Genomic DNA, 20,969 nt, shown 5'->3' on the forward strand with positions numbered 1-20,969 from the left:
ATCCGAGGACTTCAATCGCATGACCGGAACCCTTCGCGCATCTTTCTTTGGTCTCACGACTGCCGCACTACTGGGTTTTCTCTCCGCTTCACAGGCCTATGCGCAGAAGGACACACAGGTGAAGTCCGCCGCGACGGATTCGGCGCCAGATCGTGCCTCAGCGTACTACCACTACGGCCTGGCCAAGCTCTACGAGAATCAGGCAGTTGCCAACGGCCGTCAGGACCTGGCAACCCAGGCCATCGAGCAGTACAAACTGGCCTTGGATGCCGACCCGACATCTCCAGCTCTGCAGGATGGTCTTGCAACGTTGTACTTCCGTCTCGGCCGCATTCGCGAGGCGGTGGCAGCGGCTCAGGATCAGGTCACAAAGCACCCCGACGACGTGGATGCTCACGAACTGCTAGGACGTGTCTACCTCCGCTCTCTTGGCGACGGGCAAGGGCCGCAGGCGAATGACATGCTGCAGGCCTCCATTAAGGAGTACGAGAAGATCGTTCAGCTCAAGCCGAAGGATCTTGAGACTCGCCTGCTGCTTGGACAACTCTACGGGCTCAATCACGACTCCACGAAAGCCGAGATGGAGTTCAAGGAAGCCCAGAAGATCGACAGCACCTCCGAAGAGGTGGTTCTGAGCATGGCTCGCCTCTACTCCGAGCAGGGAGAGATGGAGAAGGCTGCGGATGTCATCGCGGCTGTTCCTGCGACGGACCGAACGGCCCGCGAAGACTTCGCGCTGGCGGGTATTTATGACACGCTCAAGAAGCCGAAGGACGCAGCTGCTGCGTATCAGGCGACCGTCGATCTCGATCCAGACAACACGGATGCCAAACGTGGCCTGGCTGCGGCGTTAACAGCCGCAGGCAACATGGATGCAGCGTCCAAAATCTACTCGCAGATACTCGGCTCCGACCCTCAGGACCCGCAGGCACTGATTCACCAGGCTGAGATTCAACGGCAGCAGGGAGAGTACGAAAAGTCTCTTGCTACCTTGAAGACAGCCCAATCTCTTGTTGCGGAGAATCCAGAGATAAGCTTTAACCAGGCGCTGGATTATGACGCGCTCGGCCGGTATAACGACTCGATTCAGATTCTTCGGGCGATTCTAACGGCAACTGCAAACAGCAACGGAAAGTACTCAGATGGGGAACTGACGAATCGCTCCATATTTCTCGACAGGCTCGGTATTGTGTGCCGTGAAGCCGGTCGCACAGACGAAGCCGTCGATGCGTATAAACAGATGGCTGCGCTCGGTGGCGACTATCAGGCCCGTGGCACAGATGGCCAGGTCCAAGCCTATCGCGATGCTCATGAGTGGAAGCAAGCTCTTCAGGTATCTGCCCAGGCTGCAAAGGCAATGCCTGCGAATCAGGACGTTCAGCTTACCTATGCCAGTCAGCTCGCAGATAGTGGCAAGGTTGACGACGGCCTGAAGGTCGCTGATGCGCAGTTGAAGGGCAACGCTGACGATCGCGACGTGTTATTCACGATCTCTGACATCCAGATTCGTGCAAAGCGTTGGAAGGACGCAGCGATGACGCTGGACAAAGCCGAAGCATTGGCTTCAAAGCCCGAACAAAAAGTATTTGTCTACTATTCGCGGGCCTCTCTGGACGAAAGCCAGAAGATGTTCGACGCAGCCGAGGTGGAGCTGCGTAAAGGGTTGGCGATCGAGCCCGACAACGCAGCTCTGGAGAACTATCTCGGATACCTGTTCGCTGAACGTGGCGTTCACCTGGACGAGGCCGTCACCATGTTGAAAAAGGCCGTAGCCTTCGATCCGCAAAACGGAGCGTATCTCGATTCGTTGTCCTGGGCATATTTCAAGCAGGGTCAGTACGCCCTCGCAGAAGACTACTCTCGCAGGGCTAAGCTCCGTCTAGGAAACGATCCTGCTGTACTCGACCATCTAGGTGAGATCGATGCCAAGAACGGTAAGCTGCAGCAGGCGATCGATGAATGGCAGAAGTCGCTGCAGTCCTACTCCACGTCGTTGGCTCCTGAGGCCGATCCAGCTGACGTTGCCAAGGTGCAGCGGAAGCTTGAGACAGCACGCGTGCGACTGGCCCATGCTAATCCGGGCCCTTCCTCAACAGCGAAACCCTGACCAAAGCTGCCTCGCACGTTACACTCATAAGGAATGGATTTTGATCTTCACGAGTGTGGCGTTTTCGGCGAGGAACAGCATCAACTCGCTCAACGCGTGTATCCGGCTCCGGCAGGCGACGAGCGGCTCGCTTTCGAACGCGACCGTGACCGCGTAGTACAGTCACGCTCCTTTAGGCGTCTTGCGGGGAAAACACAGGTCTTTACGAGTCGTGCTTCGGATCACTTTCGTAGCCGTTTGACCCACACTATTGAGGTCGCTCAGGTTGCACGACAGATCGCTTCTACACTCTGCCTGAACGTCGATTTAGCAGAGACACTGGCTCTGGTTCACGATATTGGGCATCCGCCCTTTGGCCATGCCGGTGAGCGGGCTCTCGACGCCTGCCTGCAAGCACACGGGCTCCGCTTTGACCACAATCTGCATGCGTTGCGTATTGTGGAACAGTTCGAGCAGCGATATGCAGGGCACCGCGGGCTCAACCTTACGCTGGGTACTCGCGAAGGCATCATCAAACACTCGCGCGACTATCGTGTCGTGGACTATCCGAAGCTTGCCGAATACTTCCTTGATCAACGTCCGCCGCTCGAGGCGCAGATCATCGACCTCGCTGACGAGATTGCGTATCTGACTGCGGATCTAGACGACGGTGTCGAATCCGGTCACCTCGAGATCGGTCACATTCGCGAACATGTGAGCCTGCTCCGCCGGAGCTATGAGACAGTGGCTGCTGCTCATCCGCAAGCGGAGGAGAAATACATCTTCCATGACGCTCTGCAGGCGATGCAGAAGACGTTGACGTTGGATTTGATCCATACGACAGCAAAGAAGGTCCGAGAAGCTGGGGCGAAGTCGCTTGCGGAGATCCGTGCACTGGACCATCGGGTTGCTGTTTTTTCACCCGAGGCCGAGGTCCAGCGGCTGGAGGAGAAGCGTTATCTTTATGCCACGTTGTACACCTGCCCAGCGCTCGATCTGGAGCACACGAAGGCGGAGGAGGTGGTAACGGAGTTGTTCAACTTCTGGCTTGAAGAGCCGCAGGCACTCCCCGATTCGTACTATGGGGAGATACAGTCGGAAGGTTTGGTACGGGTGATTGCCGATTACATTGCAGGGATGACGGATCACTTTATCCTGCTTCAGTATGCCGATGTTCGCCGTTATGTTCGCTCGGGAAGGTCTGCAGCGCATCGAATCAGGTCGTAGCCGGAACCTTGCGGCATGCTAGGTCTTTGACACAGGCAGTCGCAGTTGTTAGCCTTGAATGCAGCGCTCGTATTCACTTCTTTCGAGCCCTGCGTCCCCGTCGTCCAGTGGTCAGGACATCGCCCTTTCACGGCGGTAACACGGGTTCGAATCCCGTCGGGGACGCCAAATCTTTCAAACACTTACACTGAGTAGCTGGTGGGCTATCAGTCTAATTTTCAAAATCAGAATGTCGTCGCAGCTTGGTGACTTAAATTGATTTACTGTTTTTAACTAACCGATTCGCTATATATTCGCCATCAGCATTTCATGGGAGAAGCGGATGGAAAGCTCAGTACGGTATTGCGACATTTGACCGTTGGCGCGGGATGATGGAATCCAGTTACCTTCATATGGATAGATTTACTGACGGCGACCTTATTGAGATTAGCTACTGATTTCAGCCAAACGACCTCAGTGGCGAGAAGCCGACTTCAGGTTGCCAATCACGGTTTAGCGAGTGTTCTGTTGAGGCAGGCTAAGGAGCTCCCTCACCAGTGCGGACAGGCGCTCAAGATCGCCGAGTGATTGGCGTCCTATGGCCTTTGCGGATTCTCCGTGATGCCCTTCGGCCGCGAGGTAAAGAATATTTGTGATGCTCTGCAAGGGATTGTTGATCATGTGCGCGAGCCGGTTGGCCATAGCGGCCTCTGCGACAAGCCCCGCGCTCTCCATCAACAACTTCTGCTGGCGAAGCTGCCGGACGCCGATGGCGGCAAAGTCGGCAAGAATTTCCATGATGCGGAGGTCGCCCTGATCGAAGGCTTCTTCGCGACTATGAGCCAAGATGTAGATAGTGCCTCGTGTTTCATCTGTCTGCCAGGGAAACATAAGGCCATCGGTGACAAGAGGTGCGGTGATGCCAAGTATATCGAAGTAGCGCTGGAAGGCACGGACGTGCTGCGGCCGGCCGCGCTCCAGGCAGATGGTGCATCCGCTCGGATAGCGGGGGAATACGGCATTGAACATGCCCGAATACTGGCCGGCGATGGCGACCCAATGGTAGTAGGCATCTTCCGTCCGGTCCACCTTCTCCAGGCTGATCGCGGAGCTGTCCGCGCCGCAGAGCTCGACGGCCGTCTCCACCAGCACCTGCAGGATGTTTTCGGGTTGCTCGACGAGGGCATGCGCAATGCGGCGCATCCCCTCCGGGATGACCGTGACCTCCCGCGCACGTATGGGTCTTGCCGCAAAGGAAACATCCGACTGGAGGTCGGTTATTTCCAGCCCGGTATCAGCCTGTGACGAAACGGACATGTTGGATTCGGCATCTTGGATGATAGTAAATGTCCTCCCGGCAACGGAGATAATTGCGTTTGGCCTGCTGCCATTCCGGCAGAGGCCGATCCATTCGGTGCAGACCGAGAGGTAACGCCTTGCCGGATGAACACAGGAGCGCTCCAGCCCCTGCGTGTCCAGCAGGCGACGACACCCTGTCCATAGGGACCGCCTACGATAAGGCTGCCTTCTTCACGTTCGGGATGCCCCCGATACACGTTGCTTGGCGGGCAATGCCGTTTGGAATCGACTTGTCCGCCGTCATCATGGTCTGCCGGATCACGTCAGTGGCATCCTTCAGGCGGTCGCTCAGGTTCGAGTTGTCCGTTGCCCATACGCCCAACGGTGAAAAATGCAAAGCAAGGCGGCAAGAGCATATCTGGCTTTTATGTTACTTCTCCTTCGGCGTCGCGCCAGCCATCTGCAGATTGTTGGTCACGCTGAACACGCCGACTCCGGTATTCCTCGGGTACAGTGAAGGACAACAAGGGACTCACAGCAGTACTGGTAAGGCCCGACGGCTTCGTCTGCTGGGTCACTGACTCGAAACCAGATGCGATTGCCGCTGAGGAATCAATCGCTCGCTGGTTTGGCCGCGCGATCTGAATCCGCTCACAAAGCCATGTCCGTGAGTAATTAGCATTGCCACACGCTTCTTGTCGTCGAGACTGACGTGATGTTCGCGGTGATGCTGTCTATTTCAACAGCTGACCACATCTAAAGTTCGATTCTGCCTGAAAAGCGATCATGCGTGGCGAACCCCGCGAGAGTTCTCTTAGGGTGTTGGGTTGCTCATGGATGACACGGTGTACCTTGTCATCTGATTACTTGCGAGTGAGAGTAGAGAAGTGTGCCGATTCCTCATCTTGCTTCAGCAAAATTCAGGGTGAGAGACACATCCAAGAGTATGGGATAGAAAGGCAGAGATCATCATGAGGCGGTGGTGCGCATCGACCGCTTCTATCGAAACATATACTCGTGAATGCAAATTCACCGATAAGCGAGGCCTCAGGCACGTCCCATGAGTGGGTCTGTTTGAGTGGCGTGGCCTGTTTCGATGCGTCCGGCGAAATGCGCCAACGCTTTGCCATCGGCGGACATGATCGTCAGGTCATACCATTGATGGCTAGATTCGAGCAGTATAGTTACGGTCTCTGTAGCGCCGGGACCTAGCGGTCTCGTAATCGCAGCTGCTCCATAACTGTTGTCGAATATCGTTAGAGTTCGAGCGCTTGAGGAGGGGTTGTGCAGGTGAAGGTTGAACGCGCCTGTGGGCTTGCCGTCTCTCTGCTGGAGCGTCTCGACGACGACTGCGGGTGGTTCATGCGCGGTTCCAGCGAAACGCCGGTAGAAGCCGTTGGGCGCCAGAACTTCGATTTCGAATCGTCCATCCTTGAATTGATCGAGTGCAATTGTAGGTCGGAGCGTATCACCTGCCTTTACGGTGTACGTCGCGGCCTGCATCCCAGGTCGCTTCGTCAGGTTGCGGAGGTACACATTGAACGGGGCTCCTGCAGAGCGGCGGCCGAAGATATCGTTGGCTGCCCTAAGCTCGAGCTCGAAGTGTTTGCCATCTGCCGAGAGCGCGCCATGAGTATAGAGTTCGTACGGAAGCGCGCAGGCAGCACGCGTGCCTGGTTCCTGATGTGAGATAGCAGCAGTGGCACGCGAGTTGGCGTTAACGGCTGCGATTTCGATGGAGGTCAATTCCTTGAAGCCGGTCGGAAGATCTTTGTCGCGAGCGGCTACGATCTGCTCGATGTGACGGTCGCGGCTAACGTAGTCGAGCACCGGCTCTTTCCCGGTTTGCGTCCTGAAGCAGGAGGTAAGATCTCCAGCGACCGAACGGCGCCACGCACTTATGTTCTCCTCGCGCACGGTCTTATTGAACTTCGCCTGCACGAACTGCTCGAGGAACTGAAGCGTTGAGGTGTGATCGAAGAGCTGCGAGTTGACCCAGCCGCCGCGCGTCCAGGGCGAAGCCACGATCGTTGGGATGCGGAAGCCCATGCCGATGGGACCACTGCGGGCTTCGTGGTCTGGCACTCCCTGCGCCAACTCATCAGGCTTGTAGGAATATTCCAGCGCAGCGTCAATGCCGGTGGAAACGGCTCCGGTCCCAGGTCTCTTTGGATCGGGCGCAACAAAGGATGGAGAGTGATCGAAATAGCCGTCGTTCTCGTCGTAGGTGAGGATGAAGATGGTCTTCTTCCAGACCTCAGGATTCTTTGTGAGGATGTCCACGATCTCAGATACCCACCATGCGCCGTACCAGGGTGAGGATGGATGGTCGGAGAAGTGCTGTGGACCAGCAAGCCAGGAGACAGTAGGCAGCTTGCCCGATTCAACATCGGTGCGGAACTGGTGGAGGATGTCTCCCTTGGGAACGTTGATGATATCTTCGCGGCCGTCCGCTGTGAAGCGGAGCGCCTCAAGCGAGCGATAGTTCGGATCGTTGCGGTTCGTGACAAATGCAGCATTGTGTAAAGCACGTTCCTTCGGAGTGAGCTGCTTGTAGCCGCTGTCTCCGGAGTTGGCTAGCGAGGTTTTGATGGTAGCGACGTGGGCCTGTGCAAGCTCAAGCTGGATGTGCAACTCGTCGGTGTCGCTGGGATTGGAGAGTTCGGAAAGCCGCTCCTCGATGTTGGCGACCTGCTTTTGCGCGGAAGCGAGATTCTTTCTCAGCAATGCGGGTGCAGTGGAGACAGCCTCGACGTTGTAGGCTCCGAAACACTCAAGGACGTTGCAACCGTAGTTCGAAAGCCAGGACTCTTCTTCATTGGTGAGTCCACTGGTGGTGGAAAGTTCATTTTGATAAAAGCGCCAGGAGATATCGGCTTTTGAAAGCCGTTCGGGGAAGGTCTTCCACCCGAGCCTATCGCGAAAAAGCTCGTCGTTGCGCATATAAACGCGTGAGTCCGGCGATTGCTTGTCACGGATGGTACCGCTCCAGAACATGGACCGGTTGGGGGTTGTCGAGCTCATAACCGCGCAGTAGCTTTGATCGCAGACTGTAAACGCATCGGCGAGCGCATAGTAGAACGGCAGGTCTTCGCGCGTGTAGTGGCCCATCGTGATGGGCATGTGCTGATAATCCTGATTGGAGGATTTCTTGGCATCGAGCCAGTTATTGTAGAGGCCATCGTTCCAGGCATCGACCTGCGAGTTACGCGAGTGAGGAATGGACCCCATCCAGGTGATCCGCGTGTCGCGAAGGTCAAGCCGCCAGGGCGCGTAGGACTTGCCAGTTGTCTGTGAGGTCTGGACAAAGACAGAGTTGCCGTTAGGCTGCCGTAGGGCGCGCGGATCATTGAAGCCACGCACACCCTGAAGAGTACCGAACGTGTGGTCGAAGGATCGGTTCTCCTGCATGAGGATGACAATGTGCTCGGCGTCCACGAAGGAGGAGCCGGGTGTGGGCTCGATTGCGAGCGCACGCTGGATGGATTCAGGAACGAAGCCGGAGATGCCAGTGGCACCGGAAAGCAGAGCGGCAAATTTCAGGAAATCGCGGCGGGAGGTCGACATGGCGTCTATTAAACCAGAACGACAAGCATCGTGTCGTTACAGGAGGATGTGTTAACGCAAGGTCAACCACCCGCCTCCAACAAACCTACCTGTTTCCTTAAGATACCTACGATCATCAAGGACGCAATCGGGAGCGGATCAACCCGGATACACCCTAGGCGAAACCGAATGCGGCTGGATGCCGCCATGATCCGTGATTCTGAGCCTCTATGCCAGGTGCCGATGGCGTTCTGAAACTGGAACCCTCCGGACTGCTTAGAGATAAGAGAGGGCTTTCGCTACTGCGGTTGCGAGTTTTTCGTTCTCGCTCTGTGTCCGTATCGCTGCGCGGAAATGTCCTTTTGCAAGCCCTTCGTAGCTCGCGCAGGAACGTAGGACGATGCGATGCTCCCGGATCATGTACTCCCAGAACGCGTCGGGATCGATCTGTGCTGGAAGGCTGAAGAGGACGAAGTTCGCAGCTGAGGGATAGAGTCTAAGTCCGGATGACCCAAGATTAGCTTGCAGAGCGGTTCGCCGCGCCGCGTTTTTCGATCTGGAACAGCGAGCGTACGTCTCATCTTTGACCGCGGCGATTACGGCGCGGGATGCAAGTGTTGTAATGGACCAAGGTGGGAGGTTATCATTGACCGCACTTGCAAGTTTGGGATTGGCTATCGTGTAGGCTACACGCAGACCGGGGATTCCATAAAACTTTGTAACGGAACGAAAGATAATAAGGTTTTGAAATTCCTCTACCATCGCGGTGAGGGAGTGTTCAGGCACGTAGTCGATGAAGGCTTCATCGAGAAAAACATGCATGTTCTTTGCCGAAGCATTCGTGATCACATCGTGAATGGATGCGGCATCGTGGCATACGCCAGAGGGGTTCTGAGGATTTGCCAGAAGTACACTATCCCACTGGCCGACCAGCATCGGTGCCGGGTCGTAGTGGAAAGGCGTGTAGATACTGAGCACGTGAGGAACGACCGCGACTCCTGCACGTTCGAGGATTTTACGATATTCGACGAAAGAGGGAACGGGAAGCAGGCAAGAGCGAACCTTCAGTGCGCGCAACGTCGCTTCGAGAAGTGGGACGAACCCGTTGGCCACGGCTATATTCTGCTGATTTGTGCCTGCATAGCAGGCGAGCGCCAGTCTGAGATCGGTTTCTTGTAGGTCGGGGTATTCCATCAACGTCGATGAATCGTCTAGACTGGTCCTTAAGGCTGATAAGACCGAAGACGGAGGCCCATCCGGGTTGATGTTTGCGCTGAAGTCCAATAGTTCAGTGACGCAGATACGAAAGCGTTCAGCAATCTGCCGCAGTTGTCCCCCATGTAAGGGATATGCTTCTGGGTTGGCCATGTCAGTTTTGTTTCCTTGAGCGGGGCACACAGGTCAGCAAGACGCCAACACTCAGGCCGATGAGCGACGCAACCGAAACAAGACGAATGGCCTGTCTTGCTTTGTCGGCTGAAGGTTGAGGGAACTCTGCACCGATAGGTTGTGCCCTAACCAGCTCTCCGGCATAGGTGTTGTCACCACCCAACGCAACGTGTAACGCCCCGGCCATAGCACTTTCCGGCTGACCTGCGTTTGGGCTCTTGTGTTTCGATCCATCGCGTCGCCATGTCCGCCATGCAGTCTGCGGGTCAGCGTGGCTCAGTAGTTTCGCCGCGACGGCGATGGCGAGAGCAGATATACGCGAGGGTAGGTAATTGCCGACATCATCTAGCCGCGCCGCAGTTTTGCCGAAGTAGAAGTATTGGTCGTCAGCGTGTCCGATCATGGAATCGAGCGTGTTGACCGCTTTATAAGCCATTGCGAGCGGTACGCCGCCGAGTGCCATATAAAACAGGGGTGCCATGATGCCGTCGGAGGAACTTTCCGCAACCGTCTCGATAACAGCCCTGCTAACCCCCTGGCTATCGAGAGTCTCAGTGTCACGTCCCACGATCCGTGCCAGGCGGCCTCTTGCGTGAGGCAGGTCGCCAGTGTGTAGCGAGGTAATCACTGCCGTCGCCTCCTGTTCAAGATTGCGGGCCGCAAGGCAGGTCCATGCAAGAGCGACTTCAACAGTGCTCCCCAGCACGGCGGAACGACGGTGCGCCAATCGAATAGTGGTTGCGGTGATCCAGTAGCTCGATCCGACAACAGCAAGCGTGAGTCCCGCACCTGCGAGTAGTTCGAAGCTACTCGATTGACCAGGGCGACGAATTCGGGATTCGCCGCTGGAGATAGCGTTGCCAATGAGACGTACAGGGTGCGGGAGCCATTCAGGGTCGCCGGCCAGTTGGTCGATCAGGTACGCGGTGGGGAGAAGAATGGTGCGATTCAAGGCTGCCTCTCCGTGTGAGACTGCGAATTGCAGGGAAGGTTCACCAGCCTGAAGAGGTGCGGAATATCGATCGCTGTGCGGACAGCTTCCGTGAGGCGATCCAGCGATGCTTCGCGCTGCTTTTTCCAATAGTTACGTTGATGGAGTGCTTCTAATCGATAGAAGGCTCGCGCAGCATTGAGGAAAGCGTGCCTGAAGATGTCGTCATCAAATAGCCCATGCAGATAGGTGCCGAAAGTACGGTTGTCGTGCGCGATGCAACCGTCGAGAAAGGTGCCATCGCCAGATTCTGTTGAAAGGTTCGCGAAAGGTTTTGCGCCTTTGAGATAAGTCGTATCGCCGACGTGAATCTCGTAGCCCGCTATCTGTAAGTTTGAGATGGGCTGACCGAAGAGAGACCGTGCGACAAGATATCCAGAACTGATTCTCGTTATCTTTTGCGGCTGCATCGTTGTTTGGATCGCAAGAAGCCCCAAGCCGGGTATAGATGCAGCGTGCTCCATTTCATGAGGGTCGTGTATTTCATTTCCAAGCATCTGCATGCCTCCACAGATGCCTACCACGAGGCCTTTGCACGCGTGGTCGACGATTCGTTTGCCTAGACCCAGGGAGTGCATCCATGCCAGATCGTGAGCGGTCTGCTTGCTGCCTGGAATGATGATGACGTCCGCATGTACTAATTCCTCTGGGTTCCTGCAGAAACGAATGAAGACGGAAGGTTCGGCTCGCAGTGCGTCAAAGTCCGTGAAATTGGAGAACGAGGGTAGCGCGATCACGGCGATGCGCAATGGTCGTGACGGATTACTGCTGATGCTCCACGCTGCACTGTGCTCCGAATCGAAGGAGGGCATACCCAGACTGTCCTCTTCATCGAGCGAAAGCCCCGGCAGATACGGCACAACTCCGAGGCATGGTTTACCAAGACGCTCTTCGATCATTCGGATACCCGGCTCCAGAAGCTGGACATCGCCTCGAAATTTGTTGATGAGAAAGCCGGCAATGCGATCCCGCTCGTGTGGGTCAAGAAGTTCGAAGGTGCCGAGGAGAGAACCGAAGACTCCTCCACGATCGATATCGCCGAGGAGCAGGCAAGCGGCATCGGCGATCCCTGCCATGCGCATGTTAACGATGTCGTGTTCTTTGAGATTGATCTCAGCAGGAGATCCTGCGCCTTCAAGGACAATGACGTCATTCTGCGCTGCAAGTATTTCGTAGCTCTCGCAGACAGTCGGCAATAGCTCATTCACACGACGAAGGTAGTACTCCGAGGCCGAGAGTTTGCCCCAGATCTTGCCACGTACGATGATTTGCGAAGTCATGTCGCCACCGGGCTTGAGAAGGATCGGGTTCATATGAACCGATGGCAGAATGCCGGCGGCTTCAGCTTGAAGCGCCTGTGCGCGCCCGATTTCGAGACCATCGGGCGTGACCGCGGAGTTGAGCGACATGTTCTGGGACTTGAAGGGTGCGACTCGATAGCCATGTTGTGCGAAGATGCGGCAAAGCGCTGCGGTCAGCAGAGATTTGCCGACGTGCGAGCTCGTTCCGAGAACCATGATGGCGTGGGTTCTCACGATTTGTTGTCCTCGTTGTATAGGTCATAACAGACGGCAGTCTGTACAGGAACTCTCTTCTCCCACCCAGCGCGCTCCAGTTCGGGCTCGGCTGCGAAGTGATCCACAAAACCCAGGCAGAGATAGGCAATTAGCAGTATGTGATCTGGAATGTGGAGCAATGTGCGTAACCGAACCGGGTCGAGGATACTCACCCACCCGACACCGATACCTTCAGTTCTAGCTGCAAGCCATAGATTCTGGATTGCACAGACCGTAGAATATGCGGCCGTCTCGGGCATAGTGTGCCTTCCTAGCTTGTGACCGCGTTTGTTCTGTGTGTCGCAGACGACGCAGAGACTCTGTGGTGCTTCAAGAATGCCTTCCAGTTTGAGGGTGTCATACTGTTCTCGCTGTTCTCCCTGATAGGTTTCGGCAGCCTTTTGGTTCGCCTCTGTGAATATCTGATGGACGGCTGTGCGTATAGCGAGATCGCGAATCACAATGAAGCGTGAAGGCTGCATGAGGCCGACTGAGGGGGCGGAGTGTGCTGCGGCAAGCAGTCGCTGGAGCACGTCGTCTGGCAACGGACGATCAATAAAGCCTCGACGAACATCCCGCCGCGCACCCATGACACGATAAACCGCAGCTCGGTCGGCCTCATTGAAGGCCAGATATTCTGGCATCACCAGGCCCTCGACCATTTAGGGCCGCCTTTGGTTTCGGGCCGGAGACGAGATTCAACTCCGGCGTTGAACTCAATGAGGCGACCAAAAAGCCAGATGACATCGGAGAGACGGTTGAGATAGGGAAGAATGGTTGGTTGCACAACCCCGCCGCTTTCGACAAACCTGACGGCTGCACGTTCCGCACGCCGGCATACGGTTCGGGCCACTTCAAAGGCGGCAGATTGCGTATGAGCACCAGGGAGTGACCAATCGGAAAGGATACCTTCCATCGCTTCGATCCGGTGAACCAGATCGGTGAGCGTATCGATATCGTCCATTGTGATAACAGGGGGCTGTTTCTTACTCTCCGGTGGGGTAGCGAGTGCCGACCCAACGCGGAAGAGAGTTCGCTGAATGGTCTCTGTCCAGTCCACGATTTCCTTATTTTCGCAGATGCTTCTCGCGAAACCGAGTACAGCGTTCAACTCGTCGATCGAGCCGTATGACTCGACGCGGAGATCCGCCTTGGAAATGCGAATGCCGCCTGCAAGGCCGGTCTGGCCTCCGTCACCGCGTTTGGTTGCAATGCTCATGATTGTTCTCCTATGTGGGTTGCTGGTGTGAGAGTCTCTTCCATCTTGATCCTTACTGTTTTGATGAGTGGAGGGCGGTGATATTCAACGACAAAATCTTCATTGAGAAAGTCGACAACTAGTGGCGGGTTGTTCGACAGCAGGACATCCTCGGGATAGAACCACGGCCGGTCAGCACCGAGTTCTTCAATTGTTTCAGCCTTGACGATGACTGCGGGAACCGCAAATACGTTTGCCTTTAGAAGAGCATGGGCGCGGTGATAGCCGTCGCGCAGAAACCATCGGTCGCGAAAGTTGGCCACTTCAAAGAAGGGGCTTCCCGCATGAACACTCACAGGACATGCTGGATTGTTTGTCACGCGAAGGTGCAGATTTGGATTGTTCGACTGCAGGATGAGGGTATTTGTTGATCGATTGTGGGTAGCCTCGTGCTCGACTGGATTTGCCGGACCAAAGGAAAGGGCGAACAGGGAAGTCCACTCGCATACTGCGGGCACTACGGGTTGAGCAATCTTCGCATTGAAGGACAATCTGCGTTGAAAGGCGATGAGAGATCGCAAATCGACTACGCCAAACGACCATGACAAGCCTGACATCTCCATGAGAAGATCCGCCCGCTGCGCGTGTGGTGCGAACATCTCGCTCAGAGTTTCGGTCTCTGGGCCAAGAACGACATCCACTGACTTGTATGGCGAAGACTTGGCGAGGATACTCGTCGCTCGTGCCGATTTGGCTCGCGTAAGGGCATCGGGACGATATTCGTAGTTATCGAATCCCCATCCGGCGAGTTCTCGAATGCGGACCAGATTTAGGCTCATCGGGGCACCTCCGAAGAAGCCGCCGTCTCCGTATATATAAAGAAAGAGCAGTATGCGTTGATGATCTCCGATGTTTGTTCTTCCGTATGGCCCAGAAGATTGCGAGGGACGAGCCGCATGACGCCACCATGGGTGGAGACGACGAGTCGTTTACCCTCTGCGAGGGGTATGAAGATCAGTCCTCTCATAATATCCATGCGCCACAGAGATATATGCCAATCTCCGCAAGTTGAATTGTCGCTCCAAAACAATCGCCTGTGACGCCACCGATCCGCCTGTTGTAATAGGCACCCGTTAACCAAGTCATAAGGATGGCGCTCAAAATAGGACCGATTGCAAAGACTTTTAGAAATGCGGCCGAGATTGCGAAACTGAATACCGTTCCTCCGATGAGTGCGACTATTGATATTTGGCGCGCGATTCGTGCGCCCTGCCCATCGGGTTCGGAAGCCTGTTGTTCCCGTGCTGAAGGAAGGAAATAGCTCAACGGAAGAACCGTCCAACGACAGAGGACGTTGGCTGCCAGCAGGTAGTACAGAACAAGAGACAGCGGTAAAGATGCAATCAAAATCAGGCGTCCCAGAAGACTGAACACGAGGGCTATTCCGCCATAGCTCCCGATGCGGCTATCGCGCAAAATGAGGAGGACTTTCTCCCGACTTGTACCACCGCCGAATCCATCTGCGGCGTCGGCCAGGCCGTCTTCATGTAGACCGCCTGTTACCAGAACAAGGTAAACAAGGACGACAAATGCGGTAACCACTCTGGGAAGATGAGGCGCGAGGAAAAAATGCAGGAGTGCAGCACCGCCTCCCACGATCAGGCCGACGAGTGGAAAGAACTTTACGGACCGCGAGAGGGAGCCGGCTTCGTATGACCGTGACGGCATAGGAATGCGCGTCAAGAACTGCATGGCCGAAAGCAAGTCGGACCAGCCACTGCGTAGATGAGTTGCGAGGGTCAAGATGCTTCGCTGACCCCCGCCGAGTCGAATGTGGCCATCTGACAATAAAGTGCAACGGCGGATTCGAGAACCGGCATCGCCAGCACAGCCCCTGTACCTTCTCCCAAGCGCATGTTCAAGGATAAAACGGGGGTTAGTTTCATGTGATCGAGTAGCAGTCTATGCCCCGGCTCCTCCGATTGATGTCCGGCAATGAGGTATTCCTGAGCGGTCGGGGATATTGCGACCGCGAGGGCGGCTGCGGCTGTAGAAATAAACCCGTCCACAACGACGACACGTTTGTGGCGAGCTGCTGCCAGGACCATTCCGACCATCGCGGCGATTTCCAGTCCGCCAACGCAACGCAAGATATCGAATGGGTATGCGCCAGGGGACGCCGCGAAATGTTTTTGGCCGACGGCCTCTACTATCGCAACTTTGTGCGCATGAGCTTCGGCTGTTACGCCTGTTCCGTGGCCGGTGGCCTTTGCGGGAGCTGCGCCGGTGAGGGCACACGTGATTGCACTCGCGGAGGTTGTGTTGCCTATTCCCATCTCACCGATCGCAATCATCGTCTTTCCGGCCGAAACCGCCTGGAGGGCCATCTCCATACCGACCAAGATAGCCCTGTTCATTTGCTCCTCGGTCATCGCTGGTCCGTGCCGCATGTTTTGCGTACCTCTTGCGACCTTGTGGTGAAGCAGGCCGGGAACGCCGTCGAAATCAGCGTCAACTCCAACATCGACAACGTGGAGTTCAGCATGATGCAGACGGGCCAGCACATTCACCGCCGCACTTTGATGGAGGAAGTTCAGGACCATCTGATAGGTAACTTCCTTAGGGTATGCGCTGACGCCGTCTGTCGTAATGCCATGATCCGCAGCAAAGACGTAGACGCTCTTGCTTATCGGTTCAACAAAGCTCTCCTGACGGATAGAGACGATCTGATATGCAAGATCTTCAAGACGCCCCAGACTGCCCAGCGGCTTCGTGAGCGTGTCGAGACGAGCTCGCGCTTTCCGTCGCCAGGCTTCGCTGGATGGCTCGATCTCTCGTGCGATTTGTGTAATCTGTTGAACGCTTTGGATATTCATAAAGACCTCTACTACGTTGAGCGCTTCCCCTTCATCCTGCCTTCCGAAGGGGACACGGGGAATAACCTAGTTAAGTTTCCAATTCTCCCCGCCGAAGTTCACTTTTATTCCGGTCTGGAAGGTCATGGGCAGCGACGGAAATCCGAATGCCTCGTAATAATGTTCGCTCAGCAAATTTTGCGCGTTGGCATAGATATTGAGGCGAGATGTGACTTGGTAGCCTCCGCCAAGTTCAAGCCGCTCGTATGAGCCGAGCAGATTCCGATTGGGCAGCAGAAGGCTGTTGCCAAAGTTGGAGTCTGTGAGGAAGTCGCTGTCGTCACGTTTGCTGACGAGTGTCCCGGTAAAAGAGACATAGGCCTTCGAGCGAGAGTAATTTAGGCCGAAGTAACCAGTGTGTGGAGCGACACGGAAAGGGCGTGCGCCAACTAGTGGAGAATCGGCCCCAATGGGAATGTCACTGAAGTTGAAGGCACTGTTGAACGTGCATCCGGAGATGTTACTGGGGGGGGCGCACCCCAGATTATCGCTGTCCAACGAGTGTTGCACCCTGGCGTCGGTATAGGTGTACCCTGCACGAGCGAAAAGATGGTTTCCTATCCTGTACTCGGATTCGAACTCTAGGCCCTCTGACCGGAATGCTAGCGAATTGATGTAGGCGCCCCCTCCAGCAAAGGCAGGAAGATTTCCGGCGTGGATACCAAGCTCAAGCAAGCCAGCCTGTGAAACGTACTCAACGCCGTTAGTGAACTCATCGTGGAAGTAGGTGATCCCGAGGCGGGCTCTTCCTCTGAGGATCTCCTGATCCAAACCGCCATCGTATGTACGGGAATTTTCGGCACCAACCGGCATGACATGGTACTGCTCGATGAGCTGGCTGCCATTAGGCAGGGGTGCAAGCGTTCCATAGAGCGAGTCGGCCTGTTGGAAGATGCTGGGTTCCTTGATGCCTTTGCCGAAGGTGCCATGTAGTTTGGTCCCACTGAAAAAAATACCGGAGGAAGGCCTAGCGAGATAGTAGGCGAGCGAGACGCGCGGAGTGTCAGCGAAGCCGAAGAGGCCATTGTCTTCGAGCCCAGTGCCGAGGTTGTAGAAGAGGCGGCTCTGAAATTCGCCTGAGGTCTGGATGGTGTAGCTATAGTTGCCGCGCTGAATGCTGCTGGGCATTCCATAAAGGTTTCCTGCGTATCCGTTCAGCCCACTTTCATTCTCGAACTTGAAACCGCCGAGGACCAGCAGGTGAGGGCTGACACTGAAATCGGTCTGAGAGTAAACAAAGTTTCGGTGCGTAGTTTCGAGATAGGTGGAAGGAACAGGGCTATAAGGTGTGTAAAAGAGAGCATGGCCGGTGACACTGTATCCGTTGGCTCCCTTGATAGTGACAAGAACTCCGTCAGTGTTGCCGAAATCATCAGGGATACCTGCGGCCGCCGGGTCGAGATATTCGCCGTTCTGGCGTGTGCCTCCATAACGGATTTGATTGTGCCAGCGCTGTGTCGTTTGACCATTCCAGACGGCACTATAGTAATTGTCCTGCTCCTGCTGCTTGCTATCATCGGGAACGCCGTAGAGCGCGATGGCGTTGGGCTGGCCACCCGAGACGGCGGTGTGACGGACGGTGAAGCGAAGATCGTTGATCGGGTTCGGTGTCCAGCCGAAGTTACCAGCGTAGGTTGCGTTGTGGAACTCGCTATTCGGAAGGTTGTTGTCGGTATCGATACGGGCAAAGGCGGAGTAGAGATCGAACTGGTGAAAAACTGTGCCCGCGGTAACTTCATTGCGATATGTATGGAAGTTTCCGGCATCGCCGGAATAAGTGAACATTGGAAGTGGAGTTGAGCCACGCGTGGAACGCATACTTACGACCCCAGCGAGAGCATCGGAGCCATAGAGAGCGCTGTTGGGTTCACGCAGTACTTCGATGGAGTCGATGCCTACAGACGCGATGTTTGCGAACTCAACACCACCTCCGATGGCATTCACTGGGACGCCATCGATGAGGACCTTGTTGGCGTCGGTGCTTCCGCCGCGTATTGAAAGACTCGAGGTGCCGCCCATCTGGCCAGTCTGCGTGACCTGTAAGCCAGGACTGAGGCGGAGAGGAGTTTGCACTTCCGGCATGTAACGGTAGTCATCCAATGGGAGAACCGTTACGGATGCACCTGTCTGCGCTTCAGGCATTGGGGTTCCACTTGCCGTCACGGTTACTTGTTGCGTAAGAGTCTGGGTAGCGAGAGTAATGTCTAAATCGGGCGTGCCAGAGCCGTTGACGTAGACTGCAGATGTAGTGATCGGTTCAAAGGAAGCGGCAGCGACACGGACGCGGTAACGCCCTGGGGCCGGTATCGCAAACTGAAAGGTGCCGTCAGTGCCGGATTTCGAGCTGGCGACAGCATGTTCGTCACGTAAGAGGTCGACAGAAGCGCCGGCTATAAGTGCGCCGAGTGGATCTTGCACCCTTCCATGTAACGTCTGTTGTTGCTGTGCTGACAGAGTTGGAGTAATGACAGCAATTGCGAAAACGAATGTGAACGCCAAATGGATAAAGCATCCTGCTGTTGCGGAATTGACGGCACGGACCTGAGCACTTGATGGGCTTGCTGCGAGTTTCATCTTCCCCCTCGGGATTGGTTGCAGCTGGGCCGGTATCCTGGCTTGCGCTTCATCGATCCATGCTGCCTTCCCAGAGTTTTACTCCAGTGGCGTTGACGTTCCTGCATGTCCCTCAGCGCTTACAGTTACGGGGTAGTGGCGGAGTTTCACCGCGCTTCCCGACACCCTGCTGTTGATTGCGGTTGTGAAGCCGAGAAGGTGTCCTCGACTAAAAGAAAAAGCTGTTGAACGACGTCTGTCTTCAGACATCGGCCAATATCATGCAGTTGTGAACTCCTCCGATTTCAGGAGCCTAGTGAGCTCCACGAACCTCTGTGCGATGTGCGGTGCTGTTCGGAAATGGAAATGAATATAGCTGACAAGAACATTGCCAAAGCGATATCCCTCCTCTTCTTGTTGGTCCGAGAGGGAATACCTCACTCGATAGCTGGTTGGCAGATTGGGCATCTCGGCGATGCGTGAGTAATGAAAGCTATGGCCTCGCAGCACGGTGCCGGATGCGCCGAGCACGCAGTCATGCGTCAGGTTGACCGTCACATAGCCAAATTTTTCGAGCTTGCCAGTCATCTCGCTTGAAAAGGGAAGAATACCTGCCATGCCATAAGAACTACCATTCAAGTTTGTAAGCTGCCGCGAAAGATAAATCATTCCACCGCATTCGGCATAGATGGGACGATCCGAGGCAGCGAACTGCCTCATTGAATGGAGCATTGATCGGTTGCCGCTGAGTTGTTCGGCGTAAACCTCCGGGTAGCCGCCTCCGAGATAGAGCGCGTCGAGTCCTTCAGGAAGCTCAAGGTCCGCGATGGGGCTGAATGGCACGATCTCTGCACCGTGTTTGCGCAGGAGATCGAGGTTGTCTTCGTAGTAAAAGCTGAACGCCTGATCTCGTGCTACGCCGATGCGGACCGCAGGCATGCCTGTTTCAGGGATGACGAGTGATGTTTCTCCGAAATCAAAGCCGCACGGAAGAGACAAAAGGGCGTCCAAATTCAGGCTGTTCTCTGCTAAGCATGCCAGCGTATCTGTTTGTCGCCCGAGGTTATCGTCGCTGGATTCCTCTGCCGCTTGTAGCCCGAGATGTCTCTCCGGAATGGCGATCGACGCATCATGAGGCAGCCAGCCGAGAACGGGCGTCTTGCAGGAAGACGTAATTGCCGACTTCAGCATCTTGAAGTGTCGTTCACTGGCGGCTCGATTGAGAATCACTCCTGCCAGCGGTAGCTTAGGATCGAACTGCTCGAACCCCAAAACGACAGCAGCGATGCTGCGAGCACTCTTTGCCGCATCGAGCACGAGGACGACTGGCAACTGCAGAAGCTTGGCGATCTCCGCACTGCTGCCGGTCTTCGTAACGCCATCTTTCCCATCGAAGAGGCCCATCATGCCTTCCACAACGAAGACGTCAGCCCCTTTGGACGCTTCGCGTAGCACAGCCTTATTGGCAGATAGAGGGAGCATCCATGTATCGAGATTCCGTGCTGCTCGGCCAGCCATACGAGTCAGATGTCCCGTATCCAGGAAGTCGGGGCCGCCTTTGAACGGTTGAACGATCAAACCGCGCCGCCGCATGGCCGCAATAAGCGCGAGCGTAACGGTAGTCTTGCCCACTCCGCTCGCAGTCCCGGCGACGAGAAAACCCTTCATGGTTGGGCCTCCGCGGGAAGAGAGCCTTTGATAGCAAGAGGAAGGCCAGCGACCATCAAGACGACCGTGTCAGATATCGAAGTGACGCGTTGATTGATTTCACCAACAAGGTCTCGGAACTTTCGCCCTAGTTCATAGGCAGGAACTACGCCACTCCCCACTTCGTTTGATACCAGGATGATTGAACAGGGTGCTGAATCAAGCGCGGAGCAGAGTTGATCGACATGAGATTGAAGTTGTGCAACATTGCCGCTACAAACTTCAAGAAGATTGGCCGCAAAAAGTGTCAGACAGTCGATGAGGATGACGTCGGAGCTTTTGCTTGCCTCCTGGATCGCCTGTGATAATGCGATCGGCTCTTCGATGGTTGCCCAACTCTTGGGGCGTTCGGCTCGGTGCCGTTCGATCTTTGCTTGCATCTCAACATCATCACGGTGTTCTGCGGTCGCAATAAACGTCACGCGCGCAGCCCGCTCCGCTATCTGGTGCGCGTAGCGGCTCTTGCCGCTGCGTACACCGCCGAGTACCAGAGTTACTACTGCCGGGTTGGATTGCTGCACGC

Annotated in this window: 16 protein-coding genes, 1 tRNA gene and 1 riboswitch; of the genes, 4 read left to right on the forward strand and 13 right to left on the reverse strand. The window is 55.5% G+C overall.

The window, feature by feature from the left end; translation table 11 throughout:
• The first annotated feature begins 19 nt into the window (after positions 1-19).
• The 3 genes from GOB94_RS00225 to GOB94_RS00235 all read left to right on the forward strand — a co-directional run bounded on the left by GOB94_RS00225 (position 20) and on the right by GOB94_RS00235 (position 3,481).
• The gene (locus tag GOB94_RS00225; RefSeq protein ID WP_182276974.1) at positions 20-2,107 is read left to right on the forward strand and encodes a tetratricopeptide repeat protein; all 2,088 of its coding nucleotides are present in this window, start codon (positions 20-22) and stop codon (positions 2,105-2,107) included.
• A gap of 33 nt (positions 2,108-2,140) precedes the next feature.
• The gene (gene dgt, locus GOB94_RS00230) at positions 2,141-3,313 is read left to right on the forward strand and encodes a dGTP triphosphohydrolase (RefSeq protein ID WP_182276975.1); all 1,173 of its coding nucleotides are present in this window, start codon (positions 2,141-2,143) and stop codon (positions 3,311-3,313) included.
• A 93-nt stretch (positions 3,314-3,406) separates the two neighbouring features.
• A tRNA-Glu gene (locus tag GOB94_RS00235) sits at positions 3,407-3,481 on the forward strand.
• A 324-nt stretch (positions 3,482-3,805) separates the two neighbouring features.
• Here GOB94_RS00235 and GOB94_RS00240 read toward each other — a convergent pair.
• Positions 3,806-4,609 (reverse strand): GAF domain-containing protein, encoded by an 804-nt coding sequence (locus tag GOB94_RS00240; RefSeq protein ID WP_182276976.1) that lies wholly within the window; start codon positions 4,607-4,609, stop codon positions 3,806-3,808.
• A 495-nt stretch (positions 4,610-5,104) separates the two neighbouring features.
• Here GOB94_RS00240 and GOB94_RS17025 point away from each other — a divergent pair, with 495 nt between their 5' ends.
• Entirely contained in the window at positions 5,105-5,236 is a 132-nt protein-coding gene (locus GOB94_RS17025; RefSeq protein ID WP_346265631.1) for a hypothetical protein, read from the forward strand.
• 402 nt (positions 5,237-5,638) lie between these two features.
• Here GOB94_RS17025 and GOB94_RS00245 read toward each other — a convergent pair whose 3' ends face one another.
• From GOB94_RS00245 to cobU, 12 genes are all read right to left on the reverse strand, one after another.
• Positions 5,639-8,158 carry a phospholipase C, phosphocholine-specific gene (locus GOB94_RS00245; RefSeq protein ID WP_182276977.1) on the reverse strand — a complete coding sequence of 840 codons (2,520 nt, stop codon included), beginning with the start codon at positions 8,156-8,158 and terminating at the stop codon, positions 5,639-5,641.
• A 255-nt stretch (positions 8,159-8,413) separates the two neighbouring features.
• A complete protein-coding gene (locus GOB94_RS00250) occupies positions 8,414-9,505 on the reverse strand; it encodes an aminotransferase class I/II-fold pyridoxal phosphate-dependent enzyme (RefSeq protein WP_182276978.1) in 1,092 nt (363 codons plus the stop codon).
• 1 nt (position 9,506) lies between these two features.
• Positions 9,507-10,478 (reverse strand): adenosylcobinamide-phosphate synthase CbiB, encoded by a 972-nt coding sequence (gene cbiB / locus GOB94_RS00255; protein ID WP_182276979.1) that lies wholly within the window; start codon positions 10,476-10,478, stop codon positions 9,507-9,509.
• A complete protein-coding gene (locus tag GOB94_RS00260) occupies positions 10,475-12,052 on the reverse strand; it encodes a cobyric acid synthase (protein ID WP_182276980.1) in 1,578 nt (525 codons plus the stop codon). Before GOB94_RS00260 ends, cbiB begins: the two co-directional genes overlap by 4 nt.
• Positions 12,049-12,735 carry a 5,6-dimethylbenzimidazole synthase gene (gene bluB / locus GOB94_RS00265; RefSeq protein WP_182276981.1) on the reverse strand — a complete coding sequence of 229 codons (687 nt, stop codon included), beginning with the start codon at positions 12,733-12,735 and terminating at the stop codon, positions 12,049-12,051. The genes GOB94_RS00260 and bluB overlap by 4 nt, the downstream gene beginning before the upstream one ends.
• Positions 12,717-13,292, reverse strand: a complete 576-nt coding sequence (locus tag GOB94_RS00270; RefSeq protein WP_182276982.1) for a cob(I)yrinic acid a,c-diamide adenosyltransferase — start codon at positions 13,290-13,292, stop codon at positions 12,717-12,719. The genes bluB and GOB94_RS00270 overlap by 19 nt, the downstream gene beginning before the upstream one ends.
• Positions 13,289-14,110, reverse strand: a complete 822-nt coding sequence (locus GOB94_RS00275; protein ID WP_182276983.1) for a hypothetical protein — start codon at positions 14,108-14,110, stop codon at positions 13,289-13,291. The genes GOB94_RS00270 and GOB94_RS00275 overlap by 4 nt, the downstream gene beginning before the upstream one ends.
• A 184-nt stretch (positions 14,111-14,294) precedes the next feature.
• Entirely contained in the window at positions 14,295-15,023 is a 729-nt protein-coding gene (gene cobS, locus GOB94_RS00280) for an adenosylcobinamide-GDP ribazoletransferase (protein ID WP_255484109.1), read from the reverse strand.
• Between the two features lie 47 nt (positions 15,024-15,070).
• Positions 15,071-16,147, reverse strand: coding sequence for a nicotinate-nucleotide--dimethylbenzimidazole phosphoribosyltransferase (gene cobT, locus GOB94_RS00285; protein WP_182276985.1), 1,077 nt, complete (start codon positions 16,145-16,147; stop codon positions 15,071-15,073).
• A gap of 66 nt (positions 16,148-16,213) precedes the next feature.
• Positions 16,214-18,760 carry a TonB-dependent receptor gene (locus GOB94_RS00290; protein WP_182276986.1) on the reverse strand — a complete coding sequence of 849 codons (2,547 nt, stop codon included), beginning with the start codon at positions 18,758-18,760 and terminating at the stop codon, positions 16,214-16,216.
• 9 nt (positions 18,761-18,769) lie between these two features.
• Positions 18,770-18,970, reverse strand: a riboswitch (cobalamin riboswitch).
• Between the two features lie 48 nt (positions 18,971-19,018).
• On the reverse strand, positions 19,019-20,407 hold the full coding sequence (locus tag GOB94_RS00295; RefSeq protein WP_182276987.1) for a cobyrinate a,c-diamide synthase: 1,389 nt from the start codon (positions 20,405-20,407) through the stop codon (positions 19,019-19,021).
• The gene (gene cobU / locus GOB94_RS00300) at positions 20,404-20,967 is read right to left on the reverse strand and encodes a bifunctional adenosylcobinamide kinase/adenosylcobinamide-phosphate guanylyltransferase (protein ID WP_255484110.1); all 564 of its coding nucleotides are present in this window, start codon (positions 20,965-20,967) and stop codon (positions 20,404-20,406) included. The genes GOB94_RS00295 and cobU overlap by 4 nt, the downstream gene beginning before the upstream one ends.
• Positions 20,968-20,969 lie beyond the last annotated feature (2 nt).

The sequence above is a fragment of the Granulicella sp. 5B5 genome (assembly GCF_014083945.1).
GTDB lineage: Bacteria > Acidobacteriota > Terriglobia > Terriglobales > Acidobacteriaceae > Granulicella.

What these genes read in the sequence shown, in the direction of transcription:
- GOB94_RS00225 (WP_182276974.1), top strand. Translation starts at nt 20, where the DNA reads ATGACCGGAACCCTTCGCGCATCTTTCTTTGGTCTCACGACTGCCGCA.
- dgt (WP_182276975.1), top strand. Translation starts at nt 2,141, where the DNA reads ATGGATTTTGATCTTCACGAGTGTGGCGTTTTCGGCGAGGAACAGCAT.
- GOB94_RS00240 (WP_182276976.1), bottom strand. Translation starts at nt 4,609, where the DNA reads ATGTCCGTTTCGTCACAGGCTGATACCGGGCTGGAAATAACCGACCTC.
- GOB94_RS00245 (WP_182276977.1), bottom strand. Translation starts at nt 8,158, where the DNA reads ATGTCGACCTCCCGCCGCGATTTCCTGAAATTTGCCGCTCTGCTTTCC.
- GOB94_RS00250 (WP_182276978.1), bottom strand. Translation starts at nt 9,505, where the DNA reads ATGGCCAACCCAGAAGCATATCCCTTACATGGGGGACAACTGCGGCAG.
- bluB (WP_182276981.1), bottom strand. Translation starts at nt 12,735, where the DNA reads ATGGTCGAGGGCCTGGTGATGCCAGAATATCTGGCCTTCAATGAGGCC.
- GOB94_RS00270 (WP_182276982.1), bottom strand. Translation starts at nt 13,292, where the DNA reads ATGAGCATTGCAACCAAACGCGGTGACGGAGGCCAGACCGGCCTTGCA.
- GOB94_RS00275 (WP_182276983.1), bottom strand. Translation starts at nt 14,110, where the DNA reads ATGAGCCTAAATCTGGTCCGCATTCGAGAACTCGCCGGATGGGGATTC.
- cobS (WP_255484109.1), bottom strand. Translation starts at nt 15,023, where the DNA reads ATGCAGTTCTTGACGCGCATTCCTATGCCGTCACGGTCATACGAAGCC.
- cobT (WP_182276985.1), bottom strand. Translation starts at nt 16,147, where the DNA reads ATGAATATCCAAAGCGTTCAACAGATTACACAAATCGCACGAGAGATC.
- GOB94_RS00290 (WP_182276986.1), bottom strand. Translation starts at nt 18,760, where the DNA reads ATGAAACTCGCAGCAAGCCCATCAAGTGCTCAGGTCCGTGCCGTCAAT.
- GOB94_RS00295 (WP_182276987.1), bottom strand. Translation starts at nt 20,407, where the DNA reads ATGAAGGGTTTTCTCGTCGCCGGGACTGCGAGCGGAGTGGGCAAGACT.